General features: G+C 70.9%; 15 protein-coding genes and 1 pseudogene. 12 read left to right on the forward strand and 4 right to left on the reverse strand.

Translation table 11 applies throughout. The features are described 5' to 3' along the window. Positions 1-15: 15 nt before the first annotated feature. The 5 genes from ACH49X_RS13355 (at position 16) to ACH49X_RS13375 (ending at position 3,934) form a co-directional block, all read left to right on the forward strand. Positions 16-1,368 carry an FAD-dependent oxidoreductase gene (locus ACH49X_RS13355; protein WP_357204881.1) on the forward strand — a complete coding sequence of 451 codons (1,353 nt, stop codon included), beginning with the start codon at positions 16-18 and terminating at the stop codon, positions 1,366-1,368. A gap of 58 nt (positions 1,369-1,426) precedes the next feature. Beyond that, entirely contained in the window at positions 1,427-1,876 is a 450-nt protein-coding gene (locus ACH49X_RS13360; RefSeq protein ID WP_357104238.1) for a universal stress protein, read from the forward strand. Positions 1,877-1,935: 59 nt separating this feature from the next. Beyond that, positions 1,936-2,430 carry a CrcB family protein gene (locus ACH49X_RS13365; RefSeq protein ID WP_323123945.1) on the forward strand — a complete coding sequence of 165 codons (495 nt, stop codon included), beginning with the start codon at positions 1,936-1,938 and terminating at the stop codon, positions 2,428-2,430. Continuing rightward, a complete protein-coding gene (gene crcB, locus ACH49X_RS13370; protein WP_195077383.1) occupies positions 2,427-2,795 on the forward strand; it encodes a fluoride efflux transporter CrcB in 369 nt (122 codons plus the stop codon). The genes ACH49X_RS13365 and crcB overlap by 4 nt, the downstream gene beginning before the upstream one ends. 131 nt (positions 2,796-2,926) lie before the next feature. Then, complete coding sequence (locus ACH49X_RS13375; RefSeq protein ID WP_323123944.1) at positions 2,927-3,934, forward strand: cation diffusion facilitator family transporter; 1,008 nt, start codon at positions 2,927-2,929, stop codon at positions 3,932-3,934. A gap of 246 nt (positions 3,935-4,180) precedes the next feature. Here the strand turns inward: ACH49X_RS13375 and ACH49X_RS13380 are convergent, their stop codons facing one another. Next, a complete protein-coding gene (locus tag ACH49X_RS13380) occupies positions 4,181-4,984 on the reverse strand; it encodes an amidase family protein (RefSeq protein WP_357204885.1) in 804 nt (267 codons plus the stop codon). After that, positions 4,938-5,600: an amidase family protein gene (locus ACH49X_RS13385; protein WP_357204888.1), complete on the reverse strand. Its 663-nt coding sequence runs from the start codon at positions 5,598-5,600 to the stop codon at positions 4,938-4,940. Before ACH49X_RS13385 ends, ACH49X_RS13380 begins: the two co-directional genes overlap by 47 nt. A 943-nt stretch (positions 5,601-6,543) precedes the next feature. On the opposite strand from ACH49X_RS13385, the pseudogene ACH49X_RS13390 reads away from it, so the two are divergent. The 3 genes and pseudogenes from ACH49X_RS13390 to ACH49X_RS13400 all read left to right on the forward strand — a co-directional run. Continuing rightward, positions 6,544-6,939 (forward strand): annotated as a pseudogene (locus tag ACH49X_RS13390) (FUSC family protein); the annotation flags it as partial. A 399-nt stretch (positions 6,940-7,338) separates the two neighbouring features. Continuing rightward, positions 7,339-7,791, forward strand: a complete 453-nt coding sequence (locus ACH49X_RS13395; protein ID WP_084486269.1) for an SRPBCC family protein — start codon at positions 7,339-7,341, stop codon at positions 7,789-7,791. 151 nt (positions 7,792-7,942) lie between these two features. Continuing rightward, positions 7,943-8,590 (forward strand): SDR family oxidoreductase, encoded by a 648-nt coding sequence (locus tag ACH49X_RS13400; protein WP_357204890.1) that lies wholly within the window; start codon positions 7,943-7,945, stop codon positions 8,588-8,590. 1 nt (position 8,591) lies between these two features. Here the strand turns inward: ACH49X_RS13400 and ACH49X_RS13405 are convergent, their stop codons facing one another. Continuing rightward, positions 8,592-9,845 carry a cytochrome P450 gene (locus ACH49X_RS13405; protein ID WP_357104250.1) on the reverse strand — a complete coding sequence of 418 codons (1,254 nt, stop codon included), beginning with the start codon at positions 9,843-9,845 and terminating at the stop codon, positions 8,592-8,594. Between the two features lie 106 nt (positions 9,846-9,951). Here ACH49X_RS13405 and ACH49X_RS13410 point away from each other — a divergent pair, with 106 nt between their 5' ends. Beyond that, a complete protein-coding gene (locus ACH49X_RS13410; RefSeq protein WP_195077388.1) occupies positions 9,952-10,422 on the forward strand; it encodes a helix-turn-helix domain-containing protein in 471 nt (156 codons plus the stop codon). A 324-nt stretch (positions 10,423-10,746) separates the two neighbouring features. On the opposite strand, the gene ACH49X_RS13415 is transcribed toward ACH49X_RS13410, so the two are convergent. Then, the gene (locus ACH49X_RS13415) at positions 10,747-11,970 is read right to left on the reverse strand and encodes an Ig-like domain-containing protein (protein WP_195077389.1); all 1,224 of its coding nucleotides are present in this window, start codon (positions 11,968-11,970) and stop codon (positions 10,747-10,749) included. 336 nt (positions 11,971-12,306) lie between these two features. Here ACH49X_RS13415 and ACH49X_RS13420 point away from each other — a divergent pair, with 336 nt between their 5' ends. Genes ACH49X_RS13420 through ACH49X_RS13430 form a run of 3 tightly spaced genes read left to right on the forward strand, consistent with a single transcriptional unit; the run spans position 12,307 to position 14,864 of the window. Further along, entirely contained in the window at positions 12,307-12,603 is a 297-nt protein-coding gene (locus tag ACH49X_RS13420; protein WP_195077390.1) for a DUF6285 domain-containing protein, read from the forward strand. Beyond that, entirely contained in the window at positions 12,600-13,595 is a 996-nt protein-coding gene (locus ACH49X_RS13425; protein ID WP_195077391.1) for a phosphotransferase family protein, read from the forward strand. The genes ACH49X_RS13420 and ACH49X_RS13425 overlap by 4 nt, the downstream gene beginning before the upstream one ends. 6 nt (positions 13,596-13,601) lie before the next feature. Beyond that, a complete protein-coding gene (locus tag ACH49X_RS13430; protein WP_195077392.1) occupies positions 13,602-14,864 on the forward strand; it encodes an acyl-CoA dehydrogenase family protein in 1,263 nt (420 codons plus the stop codon). The last annotated feature ends 6 nt before the right edge of the window (positions 14,865-14,870 follow it).

Raw genomic sequence — 14,870 nt, forward strand, 5'->3', positions numbered from 1 at the left:
CGACGGGAGGCCACCATGGACCGTGCGGACGTCGTTGTCGTCGGTGCCGGATATGCCGGGCTGTGCGCGGCGCGGGCGTTGCGAGCGGCGGGCCGGGAAGTCGTCGTCCTGGAGGCGAGCGAGCGCGTCGGCGGGCGCACGCTGACCGCCCGTGCCGGTGACGGATGGGCCGTCGACCTCGGCGGCCAGTGGATCTCGGCCGCCCATACGCGATTCGCCGCGCTGGCCGAGGAGTACGGCGCCGCGACCTACGCACCGCCCGAAGGGGCCGACCTCCTCGTCGAGGGTGTGGTCAGGCGGCCGTTCACCGGCGCGCGTCCGCCCCTTCCGACGTTCGTCCTTGTCGTGCTCGCACAGGCCATGTGGCGGCTGGAACGGCTGGCCGCCCGGCTGGATCCGGCGCGTCCGTGGGCCGCGCCGGACGCCGATCGGCTGGACGCGATGACCGCGGCGACCTGGCTGCGCCGGAATCTGCCGGAGCGGCGGGCGCGGAACCTGGCCGAGGTGATGATCGGCGAGGAACTGTGCGTCGATGTCGGCAGCATCTCGATGCTCGGTCTGCTGACCACGATCCGTTCGGCGGGCGGCGTCGAGGCGGGGGTCACCGCCGAGACGGTGACCCGCCTGTTCGTCGACGGCGCCGACGGGCCGGCGCGCGCGGTCGCGGCGGAACTGGGCGGCGCGGTGCGTCTCGGCGCGCCGGTGACCGCCATCCGCGGGCAGGCGGACGGCGTGGTGGTGCGCTTCGACTCCGGCGAGGTGCACGCCGAGCACGTGATCGTGGCGGTGCCGCCGACCCTGTCCGGGCGGATCGCCTACGACCCGCCGCTGCCCGCCGCGCGCGACCAGCTGACCCAGCGTATGCCGATGGGCTCGGTGCTGAAGGCGTTCGCCGTCTACGAGCGGCCGTTCTGGCGTGACGACCTGCTCACCGGGCAAGCGCTGAACCTGCACGATCCGGTTCCGGTCACCTTCGACGCCACCCGGCCCGGCGGTCCAGGCGTGCTCGGCGCGCTGGTGCCGGGCCGGGCCGCGCAGCGACTGGCCGACCTGCCCCCGGCCGAACGACGCGCCATGATCATCGGTTCGCTCGTGCGCGCCTTCGGGTACACCGCGCGAGAACCGATCGAGTGGCACGAGAAGGTCTGGGCCGACGATCCGTACACGCGCGGCGGCTACGGGGCCTTCTTCCCGCCGGGCGTCCTGACCACCGTGGGTTCTGCTCTGCGCAGGCCGGTCGGTCCGATCCACTGGGCCGGCAGCGAGACCGCGACGGAGTGGTCGGGCTACATCGAGGGAGCGATCCGCTCGGGCGAGCGTGCGGCCGCCGAAGTGCTCGCGGCCGAGCGGGTCACGGCCACGGCATGATTGCCATGGTGTTGCCGGAAAGCTGGCTCCGGCTCGGCCGAGGGCTCACAATGAAGAGGTGTTCCAGCGGATCGTGGTGGGTTACGACGATTCACCCGGCGCCAGGACCGCCTTGACGATGGCGCTCGAGCTGGCGACGGTGCACCGCGCGGCGCTCACGGTCGTCGCGGTGGAGGAATACCTGCCGCACTACGGGCCGGTGGTCGGCGAGATCGAGGACGAACGCTCGATCGGCGAGCTGACCTGCCGCCGTTGGCTGGCCGCGGCCGCCGAGACCGCGCAACAGCGCGGCATCGCGGTGCAGGCCGAGATCCGCGCGGGCCAAGCGGCGCGCGAACTGGCGACGGCCGCCGCCGATCACGGCGCCGACCTGCTGGTGCTCGGGCGCAGCGGGCACTCGGGCATCTGGGGGCGGTTCATCGGCAGCACCGCGGAGAAGGCCGCACGTCATGTCGGCTGCTCGGTGCTCGTCGCACACGACGGCGACGGAGAGGCCGAGCGCCGGTGAGCGCGGCGGCGGGGTGACCGGCGGTGGCGGCGGCGCGGGCAGTCGGGTAAGAGATCTGCGTGGCGGGTGAACTGATCGAGGAACCGACCGGCGTCGCCGATCGCGCGCGTGGCCGCGCCCGGCGGCGGGACTTCTGGCGTGCGCACGGGCCGGTGTCGGTCGTCGTCGCGTTCGGCGGTGCGCTCGGCGCGCTCGCTCGCTACGGCATCGCTCAGGGTTTGCCCGCTCACCCCGGGCACTTTCCGCTCGCCACCTTCGTCACCAATGTCGCGGGCTGCTTCGCGATCGGAGTGCTCATGGTCGCGGTGACCGAGATCTGGGCCGCCCATCGGTGGCTGCGTCCTTTTCTCGGCGTCGGCGTCCTGGGCGGGTTCACGACCTTCTCCACCTACGCCAACGAGATCCGCGCACTGCTGCGGCCGGACACGCTCGTCGTCGCGGCCGGTTATCTCGCGGGCACGCTGATCTGCGCCCTGTCGGCGACACTCGTCGCCATGGGGCTTACCAGGGCGGGATACGAACGCCTGCGACGCGCGCGGAAGGCGGCTCGATGACGGTTGTGCTGGTCTTGGTCGGCGGCGCGATCGGCGCACCGCTGCGGTATCTCATCGATCGCGCGGTGCAGGATCGTCGCGACAGCCTGTTTCCGTGGGGAACCTTCGCGGTCAACCTGATCGGCTGTCTCGTGCTCGGCGCTCTCAGCGGCGCGGGATCGGCGTTGTCCTCGCCGCTGTTCGCGTTGCTCGGCACCGGTTTCTGTGGAGCGCTGACCACTTACAGCACCTTCAGCTACGAAACCGTGCGGCTGGCCGAGCGGGGCGCGTACTTCTACGCGGTGACCAACGTGGTCGCCGGTGTGTCGGCGGGGTTGATCGCCACCGTGGCGGCTTACGCGGCGGTGCACGCCCTGTTCGGCTGATAGCACGCCGAAGGCGTATGCGACGTGATCCAGTTCACTCCGCTGCCCTGTCGCGCACCGCTCGGGGTGGGTTAAGCTACCCACAACAGATGCAGATATGCGCATATATCAGGTGCTGGAAGGGTTGGTCGATGGGACACGAACACGGTCACGCGCACGGGCACGGGCTCTCCGGTCAGGCCGATCGCCGTTGGCTGACCATCGCGCTCGCCCTCATCGTCGGCTTCATGTCGGTCGAGGTCGTGATCGGCCTGCTGGCCAACTCGCTGGCCCTGCTGTCGGACGCGGCGCACATGCTCACCGACGCCGCCTCCATTGTCCTCGCGCTCATCGCGATCCGGCTGGCGGCGCGTCCGGCGAACGGCAAGTACACCTACGGCTACAAGCGCGCCGAGATCCTCTCGGCACAGGCCAACGGCGTCACGCTGCTCGTGCTGGCGGGCTGGCTCACCTATGAGGCCGTGCGCAGGCTGCTGGAGCCGCCCGAAGTCACCGGCGGACTCGTGCTGGCGACCGCGCTGGCCGGTGTGGTGGTCAACATCGCGGCCACCTGGGCGATCAGCAAGGCCAATCGCTCCAGCCTGAACGTGGAGGGCGCCTTCCAGCACGTGCTCAACGACCTGTACGGGTTCATCGCCACCGCGGTGGCCGGTCTCGTCGTGCTGACCACCGGCTTCGCCAGGGCCGACGCGATCGCCACGCTGATCGTCGTCGCGCTGATGGTCAAGGCGGGGCTCGGGCTGGTGCGCGAATCCGGCCGGATCTTCCTGGAGGCGGCGCCCGCCGGCGTCGATCCCGACGCGCTCGGGCGCGGCCTGGTGGACATCGATGGCGTCGACGAGGTGCACGATCTGCACGTCTGGCAGATCACCTCCGGTGACATCGCGCTGTCGGCGCACGTGCTCGTCCGGCCGGGCGCCGACTGCCACGGCCTGCGCCAGCGGATCGAGCACCTGCTCGACCACGACTACGGCATCACCCACACCACCTTGCAGGTCGACCACTCCCACGCCGTCGCCGCCTCGGCCGAGGTGGACGCGCATCGCCTGCTGCCGGTGCTGGAAGACCACTGCGACGACGCCCACGGGCCGGTGCATCGCGACCGTCCGTCGTCGGAGGCGAACGCCGTCGCGCCTTGACCTACCGGCGCGCCACGAGCACGACGCCTCTGGGCGCCAGAAGAGCTGAGGGAGTCCGGAGTCCCCTCGAGGGGCGGGCGATCCGGCCCGTGCTCGGGCGATCCCGCCCCGCGCTCGGGGAACGGGCCCGGCGCTCGGGGGAACGGGCCCCGCGCTCGGAGGAACGGGCCCCGCGCTCGGAGGAACAAGGCCCCGCGCTCGGGTGAAGTGGCCCCGCGCTTGGGTGTCCCGCGCGGGTGGAATGGCTCAGCGATCCAGACGGGGAAACGGCCGCTCGGCTTCGATCAGGTAGGCCAGCTCCAGCAGGGTGCGCTCGTTGCCACGGGTGGCGGCGAACTGCACGCCGATGGGCAGCCCGGCGTCGGTGAGGCCCGCGGGAACCGTGATGGCCGGTGTTCCGGTGATGTTGTTGATCGGGGTGAAGCAGACGTAGGCGCGCAACCGCTCGATGAGTTCGTCGAACGGCACGGTCGGGCTGAGATAGCCCAGTTCGGGTGTGGTGTGCCCGAGCGTGGGCAGCAGAACCGCGTCGTAGGGTCCGAGCGCCTGTTCATAGGTGGCAGCCGCCGCGCGGAGGCGGTAGAGCGTCAGCGGCGCGTGCAGAGCCCGGCGCAGGAACAGAGCGCGCAGGCCGACGGTCAGGTCGTCCACGCGACGCGCGTCGAACCGGCGGTCGAGGAACCGGCCCGTGGTGGTGATCGCGGCCGCGAGCAGGCCCCAGTAGTGCAGAAAGGCGCTCTCGATGGTGGCGTCGAACGGCAGCGGCACGGGCTCCACCGAATGACCGCTGGATTCGAGTGTGCGTGCGACGTCTTCGACAGCCGTTCGGGTAGGCCCTGCGGCCAGCGGCCCCGCGAGGTTGTCGAGCACCAGCGCCACCCGCATGCGTCGGGTCGGGGGACCATCCACGTGTCCGATCGGCCGGAGCGCGGGATTGCGCCAATAGTTCTCGGCCGCTGCGGCGTACGCCGCCGTGTCGCGCACCGTCCTGGTCAGTACACCTTCACTGACGATGTCGACCGGCAGCGTGCGCGCCAGCCCGGACACCACGTGCCGCCCCCCGCGTCGGCTTCAAACCGACCAGACCCGCGCACGCCGCCGGGATCCGGATCGAACCGCCGCCGTCGTTGCCGTGCGCGATCGGGACGACACCCGCTGCCACCAGCGCCGCCGCCCCACCCGACGAGCCGCCCACCGAATGGCCGGTGTGCCAGGGATTGCGCGTTGGCGCGAGGTGCGGGGTCTCGCTGCTGGCGTTGAAGCCGAACTCGGGCATGGCGCTCTTGCCGAGCACGGTGAGGCCGGTGCTGAGGAACTGCCGGGTGTAGCCGCTGTGCGCACGGGCCGGCCGCGCGCGGAACGCGGCCGTGCCCTGATTGGTCGGCATGCCGGCCACGTCCGTGTTGTCCTTCACGAAACTGGGCACGCCGTAGAAGGCGCCGCTCCGCTCGGCGGGCAGCAGCGGTTGCGCGTAACTCCGGTAGGCGACGGCCGCCAGCTGTTCCACCTGTTCGGCGCGCGCCACCGCGGCGGCGGCGAGTTCGCGCGGCGAGACCGCGCCGTCGCGCACCAGCGCGGCCAAGGCGACGGCGTCGTGATCACCGAGCGCGTCGTCGCCGAAGGCGTGGACGCGCGGGGGTAGCGGAAGATGAGCATCGGCGGTCATGCCCCGAATCTAGTGTGTGCTTCAGGTGGTTCGTCCAGAACGGAAAGGACAGCAGGTGGCCGCGACATACCCGGATCCGGTGCCACCGAAAGGCCGAGTCGGCTCGCTGCTGTTCGCCTTGCCGCCCGCGGGCCGGCGGTGGAGCGTGGCATCGCGCGCCGCGCTGGCGTTCGCCGTACCCGCCGCGATCATCACCGGCGCCGGTCATCCGGATGTGGCGGTGTTCGTCATGTTCGGCGCCTTCGCCGTGCTCTACGGGGAGGGACGGCCGTTCCGAGTGCGCGGCAGGGTCGTCCTCGCCGCGGGTGCGGCGCTGCTGGCCGCGGTCGGCTCCGGTGCGGCGATCGGCGGCCTGCTGGACGCGGGCTTCGGCTCGTCCCTGCTCATGGTCGCCATGGTGTCGGCGATCGCGGTCGTGGCCGTGTTCGTCATCGACGCGTTGCGGCTCGGCCCGCCCGGGGCGTTGTTCTTCGCGCTGGTCTGCGCGGGTGCGATGAAAGCCGCGGAGGCCGGGACCGCGGTGGCGACACTGCTGTTCTGCACGGCTTGCGGTGTCGTCGCGTCGATCGTCGTCTCGATGGCCGGGGTGCTGCGGGACCACCGCAAACCCGAACGCGTGGCGGTCGGCACGGCGGTCCGGGCGGTCGAGGCCTATGTCGCGGCGCGAGAGGCGGGAACCCCCGCCATCGATCTGCGCCACCGGGCGGGCGCCGCGATGGCCGACGCGTGGGCCGCTGTCTACGACGCGGGCCTGCCTTCGGACCCGAGGGAAGCCGAGTTGCTCGCCACCTTGCAGCAGGCGCGGCGCGACCTCGCCGGGCACGCGCCCGACGACGACACCGACGATCTGCTGGTCGACCCCCTGGTCTCGTTCGCACGGCCCGGCATCGGCTTCCGGCTCCAGCGTTCCCTGTCGTTCTCCTCGCACGCGGCGATCAGCGCGATGCGTGTCGCCGCCGGCTGCCTGGGCGCGGGCTGCCTGAGCGCGCTGCTGGGTCTGGATCGGCCGCACTGGGCGGTGCTCAGCGCCCTCATCGTGTTGCAGACCGGGCCCGATCGGGTGCGCGGGCAGGTGCGGGCCATCCACCGGTTCGTCGGCACCATCGCCGGTCTCGGACTCTTCGCGCTGATCTACCAGCTCGGGCCGACCGGATACGCGCTGATCGCGCTGGTCGCCGCGCTGCAGTTCTGCATCGAGCTGTTCGTGCCGCGCAACTACGCGCTGGCCGTCGTCTTCATCACGCCGGTCGCCCTGATCGCGGGCGGAGTCGCCACGACGGGCGGGCCGATCGGACCCGTGATCCGGGATCGGCTCTGGGAGACGCTGCTCGGTGTCGCCGTCGCCGTGCTCGCGCTGCGCGGGGTCGCGCCCCACGGACACCGGCGCACCTTCCATTGGTTGGAACACCGGGTGCGCGCCGCCGCCCGCGCGCTGCTCGACCGGCTGCGCCGTGAGCCGATGGACGCGGCGGCGTGGGTGCTGGTCCAGCACCTGCAATTCGAGCTGGTCGGCGTGGTGCGCAGCGGCATCGACTCGGCGACCGACGACCCGGAGTGGACCCGCGAACACTGGCCGCAGCACGCGGCCCTGGCGCACTTCGGTCATGATCTGCTCGCCGCCTGCTGGGTGCTGCGGCCGGACCAGCGGCTGGCGGACGTGGACGGCTGGGCGTACCGCTTGGCGGCGGTGCGGTCGCGGCCGCAAGCGGCGGGCGCACCGCCTGCTAGCGTTCGGCGCATGCACGACAGCGTCACGGTCCGGATGGCCGCCCCGGCGGACAAGATCTGGGAACTGGTCAGCGACATCGAGAACACCGGGCGGTTCAGTCCCGAGACGTTCGCCGCGGAGTGGCTCGGCGGCGCGACCGGCCCCGCGGTCGGGGTGAAGTTCCGCGGTCATGTCAACCGCAACGGCTGGGGACTGAAGTACGCGACGGTGTGCCGTATCGACGCCTGCGAGCCCGGCCGGGAGTTCGCGTTCACCGTGCTCGGACCGCGGGGCATGCCGATCAACACCTGGCGCTACGTTTTCCGGCCGGTGGACGGCGGCACCGAGGTCACCGAATCGTTCCAGCTGCACAGCAATCCGGTGCTGCGACTGTATTGGCTGTTGGCCGGTTGGGCGCGCGGCAAGACCAACGTCGAGGGCATGCGCGAGACCCTCGAGCGGATCAAGGCCGTCGTCGAATGATCGGTGCGAGCCGCCTGCGCGCGAACGAGTTCCCAGCTGGCCGATCGGACACGTCGGTGGCGACCGGCCCGGTGGGTGATCGGCCGCGGCGCGCCCCAGGTCGAACGCCGCGCCAGGCCGGTATCGGGTCCCGGACCCGAGGCGGACAACGATGACCGTGCTGCTGGCGCTCGGCGCCGGTCCAGGCGTCGGGCTGTCGGTCGCCCGCCTGTTCGCCGCCGACGGCTTCACGACGGTGCTGGCCTGCCGGTTACCCGAAGAGGCCGAACCGCTGGCGGCGCGGTTGCGCGAGGAAGGGTTCGAAGCCGAAGGCGTCGGCGTGGATTTGCGCGACCCCGCCGACGTGGCCCGCGTCGTCGCGGGAGTGGGCGAGCGGCACGGCCGCATCGACGTGTTGCACTTCAACCCCAGCGTTTTCCGGGAGGCCGATCCGTTGCAACTGACGGTCGCCGAGCTGATCGAGGACGTCACCGTGGGCGCGGGGGCGCTGCTGCCGGCCGTGCAAGCGGCGCGTCCTTTTCTGTCCGAGGGCGCCCGCGTGCTGGTCACCGGCAGCGCGGCCGCGGACAAGCCCTGGCACCGAGCCGCCTCGCTCGGTGTGCAGAAGGCGGCGGTGCGCAACCTGGTCGCCAGTCTGGACGCCACCCTCGCGCCCGACGGGATCCGAGCGGTCGCGGTGCAGGTCAACGGCGTTCTCGGCGAGGGAGCGTTCACCAGGGACCGGGTAGCGGAGGCGCTGTACGCGGCGGCCATCCGCCCCGCCGAGGGCTGGACGCCGCACGTCTCCTACGACGGCTGAGCTACCGGGGAGCGATCGCGGCGAATTCGACGGGCAGGTGCGCGGGCCCGCGCAGGTTGACGTGCTCCCGATACGGTGGCGGATCGACCGTCGGCCGGGGTGATTCGACGCGTTGCGCGAACCGGGTCAACGCCACTCGCGCCTCCAGGCGGGCCAGGGGAGCGCCGAGGCAGAAGTGGGCCCCGAGGCCGAAGGCCAGGTGACGGTTCTCCCGCGCCGGATCGAATCGGTCGGGGTCGCCGAACATCGCCGGGTCGCGGTGCGCGGCGGCGATCAGCAGCACCACCAGGTCACCGCGCTGGATGTCCGTGCCGCCGACGGTCAGGTCGTCGGCCGCGATGCGCGGGATCAACTGGACCGGCGGGTCGAAGCGCAGCGTCTCCTCGACGACGCCCTGCGCCCGGTCCGGGTCCGCGCGCAGGGCGGCGAGTTCGTCCGGCCTGCGCAGCAGGGCGAGGGTGGCGTTGGCGATCAGGTTGACCGTCGTCTCGTGCCCGGCGACCAGCAGCAATGCGCAGGTCGAGATCAGTTCCGCATGGGTGAGCGCGTCTCCGGCGTCTTCGGCGGCGATGAGTTCGGACAGCAGATCGGGGCCGGGGGTGTGGCGGCGGCGGTCGATGAGTTCTTCGAAATAGGCGTACAAATCGGTGCCCGCGCGCTGGATCTCCGCCGGGTCGGCGCGGAACTGGGCGGCCGCGCGCGAAGTGGGGTCGAGCGTGCGCGACAGCAGCGCGGACCAGGCGCTGAGCCGCGCTTCGTCCGCCAGCGGGACGCCGAGCAGTTCGCAGATGACGGTCACCGGCAGCGGATAGGCGAAGTGATCGACGGCGTCGAGGCTGCCCGCGCCGGCGCGCTGATCGAGCAGGTCGTCGACGATCTCGGTGATCCTCGGCTCGAGGCTCCGCACGACGCGCGGGGTGAACGCCTTGGACACCAGGCGGCGCAGGCGAGTGTGGTCGGGCGGATCCAGGAACAGGAACGACGGTTTCGCCCGCGCCGCACCGTTTTCCCGGGTGCCGTCGTAGATCGGCATGGAGCCGAGCTGCAACCGGGCCAGCGACCGGTCGACGCTCGCGCGCGGATCGCGCAGCACGGCGGCGCAGTCGGCGTAGCGGGTCAGCACGACCACCGGAGCCGTGCCGATCCGGAACGCGGCGGTCTCGCGCAGCCGTGCGAAGACGGGATACGGGTCGGGCCGCACCGCGGGGTCGAGCAGACGCACGTAGTCGTCGGTCGGGTGGTTCGTGGTCGTCATCGACACTCCCAGCTGTCCGGCCCGGAGCGGGCACCGGTCTCGATCGGTATTATTCCGATACTGCCGGTAGGAAAGCAATACCGCAGCGAGATGCGAAGATGGCGCCATGACACTGCGGCGTCCGGTCGACGATTCGGTCACCCGCGTCGTCGAACTGCTCGGCGACCGGTGGACCATCCTGCTCATCGCCGAGGCGTTCTTCGGGGTGCACCGTTTCAGCGATTTCGCCCGCAATATCGGCATCACCAACCGCAATCTGCTCACCAGCCGCCTGCGCATGCTGATCGACGCGGGAATCTTCACTCGCACCGACCACGGCGGCGGCCGGGTCGATTACCACCTGACCGCAGCGGGCCGCGAGCTGTATCCGATCGTCACGGCGATGATGGTCTGGGGTGACAACCACCTGGCCGGGCCGGAGGGCAGGCCGGTCGTCCTGGAACATCGCACCTGCGGCCACTCGACCTCACCCATGCTGGTCTGCGACCACTGCCGCGAACCGATCGACCCGCGCGACGTGGAACCCAAGGCCGGGCCCGGCTTCCATCAGCCGCCGGGGGGCGAGCAAGCCGGTTGACATCGCCCGCCGGAACGTTCGACGCGCTCCCCGGCTCAGCTGGCTCTGTGAGTGGTGTATGTCTGCGTGCCTCTGGCCCGGCGGCGATCGCGCTGTATCGGTCCCCAGCTCAATCCAGCAGGTTGACGAGAGATTCGGCCAGATAGAGCGGTAGGAGTAGGTAGTACAGCAGCATCGCCATCGAGCCGGCTCCGATCGTCAACGCGGGTCCCACGCGGTGCCGTCGCGGGTACGTCGCGCGGGGAGGGGAGACCGGGTGGTCTCGCGAGTGCAGGAATGTAGTGCAGCTTCCCGCCATCGGCAAGACCGGCCGGTGTGCGGGCTCTAGTGGAGCGCGCTGCCCCGCACCCACTGGTCCCAGGGCACGCCCCAGTCACCGTTCTGCCAGACCTCCAGCGGGGCGCCGCCGGTGTTGCGGACCTCCACCACGTCACCCGGGACGGCGAAATTGAAGAACCACTGGGCGTTCTCCCCGCTGAGATTGAGACAGCCGTGCGAGACGTCGGTGTTTCCCTGGGCCCAGATGGTGGAATCGAGCTGGTGCAGGTAGATGCCGTCGGTGCTGATCCGGGTGGCCCAGCCGATGGCCTCCTTGTAGCCGAGACGCGAGTTGATCGGCAGGCCGTAGGTGGAGGAATCCATGATCACCGGATTGGCCTTGTCCATGACCGTGTAGATCCCGGGCTGGGTCCAGAACGTGATCGTCTTGCCCCCGACGACCTCGCTGCCGCCCATCCCCATCGAGGTAGGCATGGTGCGGATCAGCCTGCCGTTCTCGAAGACCTGGATCTGTTTGGTGTTGTCATCGGCGATCGAGATGTGCGATGCGCCGATGGTGAACGTGGTCTTGGTGTCCTCTTGGCCGTAGAGGCCGCCGCCCAGCTCCTGGCCGTAGATGTTCGCCGCCACGCTGACCTTGGTGCCCGGGGCGTAGTACTCCTTCGGACGCCAATGCGCGTTGCGGTCGTCCAGCCAGTACCAGGCGCCCTCCACCGGCGGATCGGTGGTGACCGAGAGGCGTTTCTCGGCGGCGGCGCGGTCGGGGATGTTCTCGTCGAAGTGGGCCACCACGACGGTGCCGACGCCGAAGGTGCCGCCGTCGGACAGCGGCGTGCCGCCCGTGGTGGTCAGTGACAGTTTCGTCTGATTGTTGGGGGTCAGCGTGGAGAAGGTCGATGTGGTCGGGCCCGTACGGCCGGTGATGCTCAAACCCTCCGCGGTCACGGTGTAGGTGCGGCCGTAACCGAGCGGCTCGGTGGGCTTCCACGCCGTCTTGTCCGGCGTCATGATGCCCTCGACGGCCTTGCCCTGCTCATTGGTCATCCGCACCGAGGTGAGCTGGCCGTCGGAGGTGCTCACCTGCACCGGCGCCAGCGGATCGACATCGCGTGCGCCGGAAGCGGGCGTGATGGTGATCGGCGCGGGCGCGGAACCCGCCGCACCAGGTGCGCCGCCCGGCCCCGGCGAGGACGAGCACGCCCCGACGAGCACCGCCATGACCAGGGCCAACCCCGCGACGATGCCGGATCGGACGGGACTGGTCGCCATGCATTCTCCCTGTGCTCGCCCGGCGCGACAAATGGCGCACGCGCGCCCACTTTCCCCCTCGCAGTTTACCGACCGACCCCGGCACGACCTCGAGCAGAAGTTCACTCACGGCGTATTCCCAGCCATCGCAAAGGAAACGTTTCGGCGGGTGAACCGCTGGCCCCCGACCGCAACCCGCCATACGTTCACCCCGCATGGAGATCGACTATCGCTGGCGCTGACCGGCAGCGAAACGGGCTTCTACGACTGCGCGGCCACGCGTGACGGCCGAAAGTACCGATCGGGACCGCGCGGACGCGTGCCATGCTGAGGGCCGGAGTCGACCGAGGGGAACGAATGCAGAATCGCCCATCGGCAGCGGAGTTGCTGGACTCGCTCGCCGAGCTGCTCGAGGAGACGCTGCTGCCCGCCCTGCCCGCGGGATTGCAGCACAAGGCGCGGGTGGGGGCCAACCTCGCCAGGATCGTGCGCAGGGAGATCGAATCCGGTCCCGCCGCGGCCGAGCGGGAGCGTGCGCTGCTCGCCGCCGTGGCCGAGGGCGATGACGAGCAGCTCTGGGCGGCGCTGGTCTCCGTCGTGCGGGCCGATCTGGCGATCGCCAAGCCGGGGTACGACGAGTGGGCGGCCGAGTGAGCGCCGACCTGGCGCGCGGCTTGGCCGAGTTCCTCGGGGCCGGGAACCGGTCGGTGACGGTGACGAACGTCGAATATCTGTCCGCGGGCGCCCGCCGCCGCAATGTCGCCTTCGAGGCCGATCTGGGCGGCGGGACGCGACGGCTGGTCGCGACCATCGTGCCGGGCGCGATCGAGCTGGTCCCGGTGGACGTGGAGGCCGCGGTCAGGGAACTGGCGCGCACCCACGGCGTCCCGGTGCCGCCCGTGGTGGCGATCTGCACCGAGGCAGGCTATGTCGGTGGCCCGTTCGTGGTCTCCGAGCGCATCGATGGAGAGACCGTGCCGCGCAAGGTGTTACGGCTGGCCGAGGCCTCGGGCCTCGGCGAACGGGTGGCCGAGCAGTTGGGCGAGGCCATGGGCCGCCTGCACGCGATCGATCCGGCCGCCGCGCCCGCGCGGCTGCCCGCAGCGGCGGCCGATCCCGAGCGTCAGCTGGTCGAGGCCGCTGCGCAGGTGCGCGCACTGCTGCCGGACCGCCCGGTGTTCGCCTTGGCGCTGCGCTGGCTGGAACGCCACTGCCCGCCCGCGCCGCCCCGCACCGCGCTGCTGCACACCGACCTGCGCAACGGCAATATCGTCGTCGGTCCCGACGGGCTGCGCGCCGTGCTCGACTGGGAGGGCGCGCAGCGTCAGGGCGATCCGATGCGCGACGTGGCCTGGCCCGCGCTGCGCATGTGGCGCTTCCGCGCGGACGACCGGGAGTTCGGCGGCCTCGCGGGCCGTGAGGCGTTCCTGCGCGGATACCACCGCGGCGGCGGCAGCTTCGACGAAGACCGGTTCCGCTGGTGGAAGGCGATGTGCACGCTCGGCTGGGGCGTCGGACTGGCCGGGCAGGCCGCGGCCCACCTGGACGGCAGCGTGCGCGACATCGTGATGGCCGCCAGCGGGCGCCGCGTGTCGGAAATCGAATGGGATCTGCTGATGCAGATCCGACCCACTGCGAAAGGCTGACTGCCGATGGATTTCGAGCTACCTGCGGAACTGGTCGATTACCTGGCCGAACTCGACGCCTTCATCGACCGGGAGATCACCCCGCTGGAGCAGGCCGACGACAACATCCGCTTCTTCGACCACCGGCGCGAGGACGCCCGCACCGACTGGGAGCGCGGCGGCCTGCCGAACGCCGAGTGGGAGGAGTTGCTGGCCGAGGTCCGCAGGCGCGCCGACGCCGCAGGGCACCTGCGGTACGCGTTCCCCGCGGAATACGGCGGGCGGGACGGCACCAACCTCGGCATGGCCGTGATCCGCGAGCACCTGGCCCGCCGTGGCCTCGGATTGCACTGCGATCTGCAGAACGAGCACGCCATCGTCGCCAACAATGTCGGCCTGCTGCTCATGCTCGAGTACGGCACACCCGAGCAGCGGGCGCAGTGGGTGGACGGGCTGGCCTCGGGAACGAAGTTCTTCGCCTTCGGCATCACCGAGCCCGAGCACGGCTCCGACGCGACGCACATGGAGACCTCGGCGGTCCGTGACGGCGACGCCTGGGTGATCACCGGGCGCAAGACCTGGAACACCGGCGTGCACATCGCCGACGCCGACCTGATCTTCGCGCGCACCTCGGGCGGTCCCGGCGACGCCGCGGGCATCACGGCGTTCCTGGTGCCCACCGACGCACCGGGGTTCGTGGTCGAGGAGTACCTGTGGACCTTCAACATGCCCACCGACCATGCCAGGGTCGCGCTGAACGGCGTCCGGGTACCGGACACCGCGGTCTTCGGCGGCGAGGGACGCGGCTTGGCGGTGGTGCAGCACTTCTTCAACGAGAACCGCATCCGCCAGGCCGCGTCCAGCCTCGGTGCGGCGCAGTACTGTATAGACCAGTCGGTGGCCTACGCCAAAGAGCGCAAGCCCTTCGGTAAGGCGCTGGCTACCAACCAGGCGATCCAGTTCCCTTTGGTTGAGCTGCACACCCAGTGCGAGATGCTGCGCGCCCTGATCCACAAGACCGCGTGGTCGATGGACACCTACGGCACCTTCGCCGTCTCCGAGCAGGTCTCGATGTGCAACTACTGGGCCAACCGGTTGTGCTGCGAGGCCGCCGACCGCGCCATGCAGGTGCACGGCGGCCTCGGCTACTCCCGGCACAAGCCGTTCGAGCACATCTACCGGCACCACCGGCGCTACCGGATCACCGAGGGCGCCGAGGAGATCCAGATGCGGCGGGTCGCGGGGTACCTGTTCGGTTTCATGGGCAGCAGAGCCCCCAAGGGGGTGTGAGCCGGA

Origin of the sequence: Nocardia sp. NPDC019323 (genome assembly GCF_044389845.1) — a bacterium.
In the GTDB taxonomy this organism is placed as follows: Bacteria; Actinomycetota; Actinomycetes; order Mycobacteriales; family Mycobacteriaceae; genus Nocardia; species Nocardia implantans.

Excerpts from the sequence above, each read along its gene's own strand:
- ACH49X_RS13355 (WP_357204881.1), top strand. The coding sequence starts at position 16 with ATGGACCGTGCGGACGTCGTTGTCGTCGGTGCCGGATATGCCGGGCTG.
- crcB (WP_195077383.1), top strand. The coding sequence starts at position 2,427 with ATGACGGTTGTGCTGGTCTTGGTCGGCGGCGCGATCGGCGCACCGCTG.
- ACH49X_RS13375 (WP_323123944.1), top strand. The coding sequence starts at position 2,927 with ATGGGACACGAACACGGTCACGCGCACGGGCACGGGCTCTCCGGTCAG.
- ACH49X_RS13385 (WP_357204888.1), bottom strand. The coding sequence starts at position 5,600 with ATGACCGCCGATGCTCATCTTCCGCTACCCCCGCGCGTCCACGCCTTC.
- ACH49X_RS13395 (WP_084486269.1), top strand. The coding sequence starts at position 7,339 with ATGCACGACAGCGTCACGGTCCGGATGGCCGCCCCGGCGGACAAGATC.
- ACH49X_RS13400 (WP_357204890.1), top strand. The coding sequence starts at position 7,943 with ATGACCGTGCTGCTGGCGCTCGGCGCCGGTCCAGGCGTCGGGCTGTCG.
- ACH49X_RS13405 (WP_357104250.1), bottom strand. The coding sequence starts at position 9,845 with ATGACGACCACGAACCACCCGACCGACGACTACGTGCGTCTGCTCGAC.
- ACH49X_RS13410 (WP_195077388.1), top strand. The coding sequence starts at position 9,952 with ATGACACTGCGGCGTCCGGTCGACGATTCGGTCACCCGCGTCGTCGAA.
- ACH49X_RS13415 (WP_195077389.1), bottom strand. The coding sequence starts at position 11,970 with ATGGCGACCAGTCCCGTCCGATCCGGCATCGTCGCGGGGTTGGCCCTG.
- ACH49X_RS13420 (WP_195077390.1), top strand. The coding sequence starts at position 12,307 with ATGCAGAATCGCCCATCGGCAGCGGAGTTGCTGGACTCGCTCGCCGAG.
- ACH49X_RS13430 (WP_195077392.1), top strand. The coding sequence starts at position 13,602 with ATGGATTTCGAGCTACCTGCGGAACTGGTCGATTACCTGGCCGAACTC.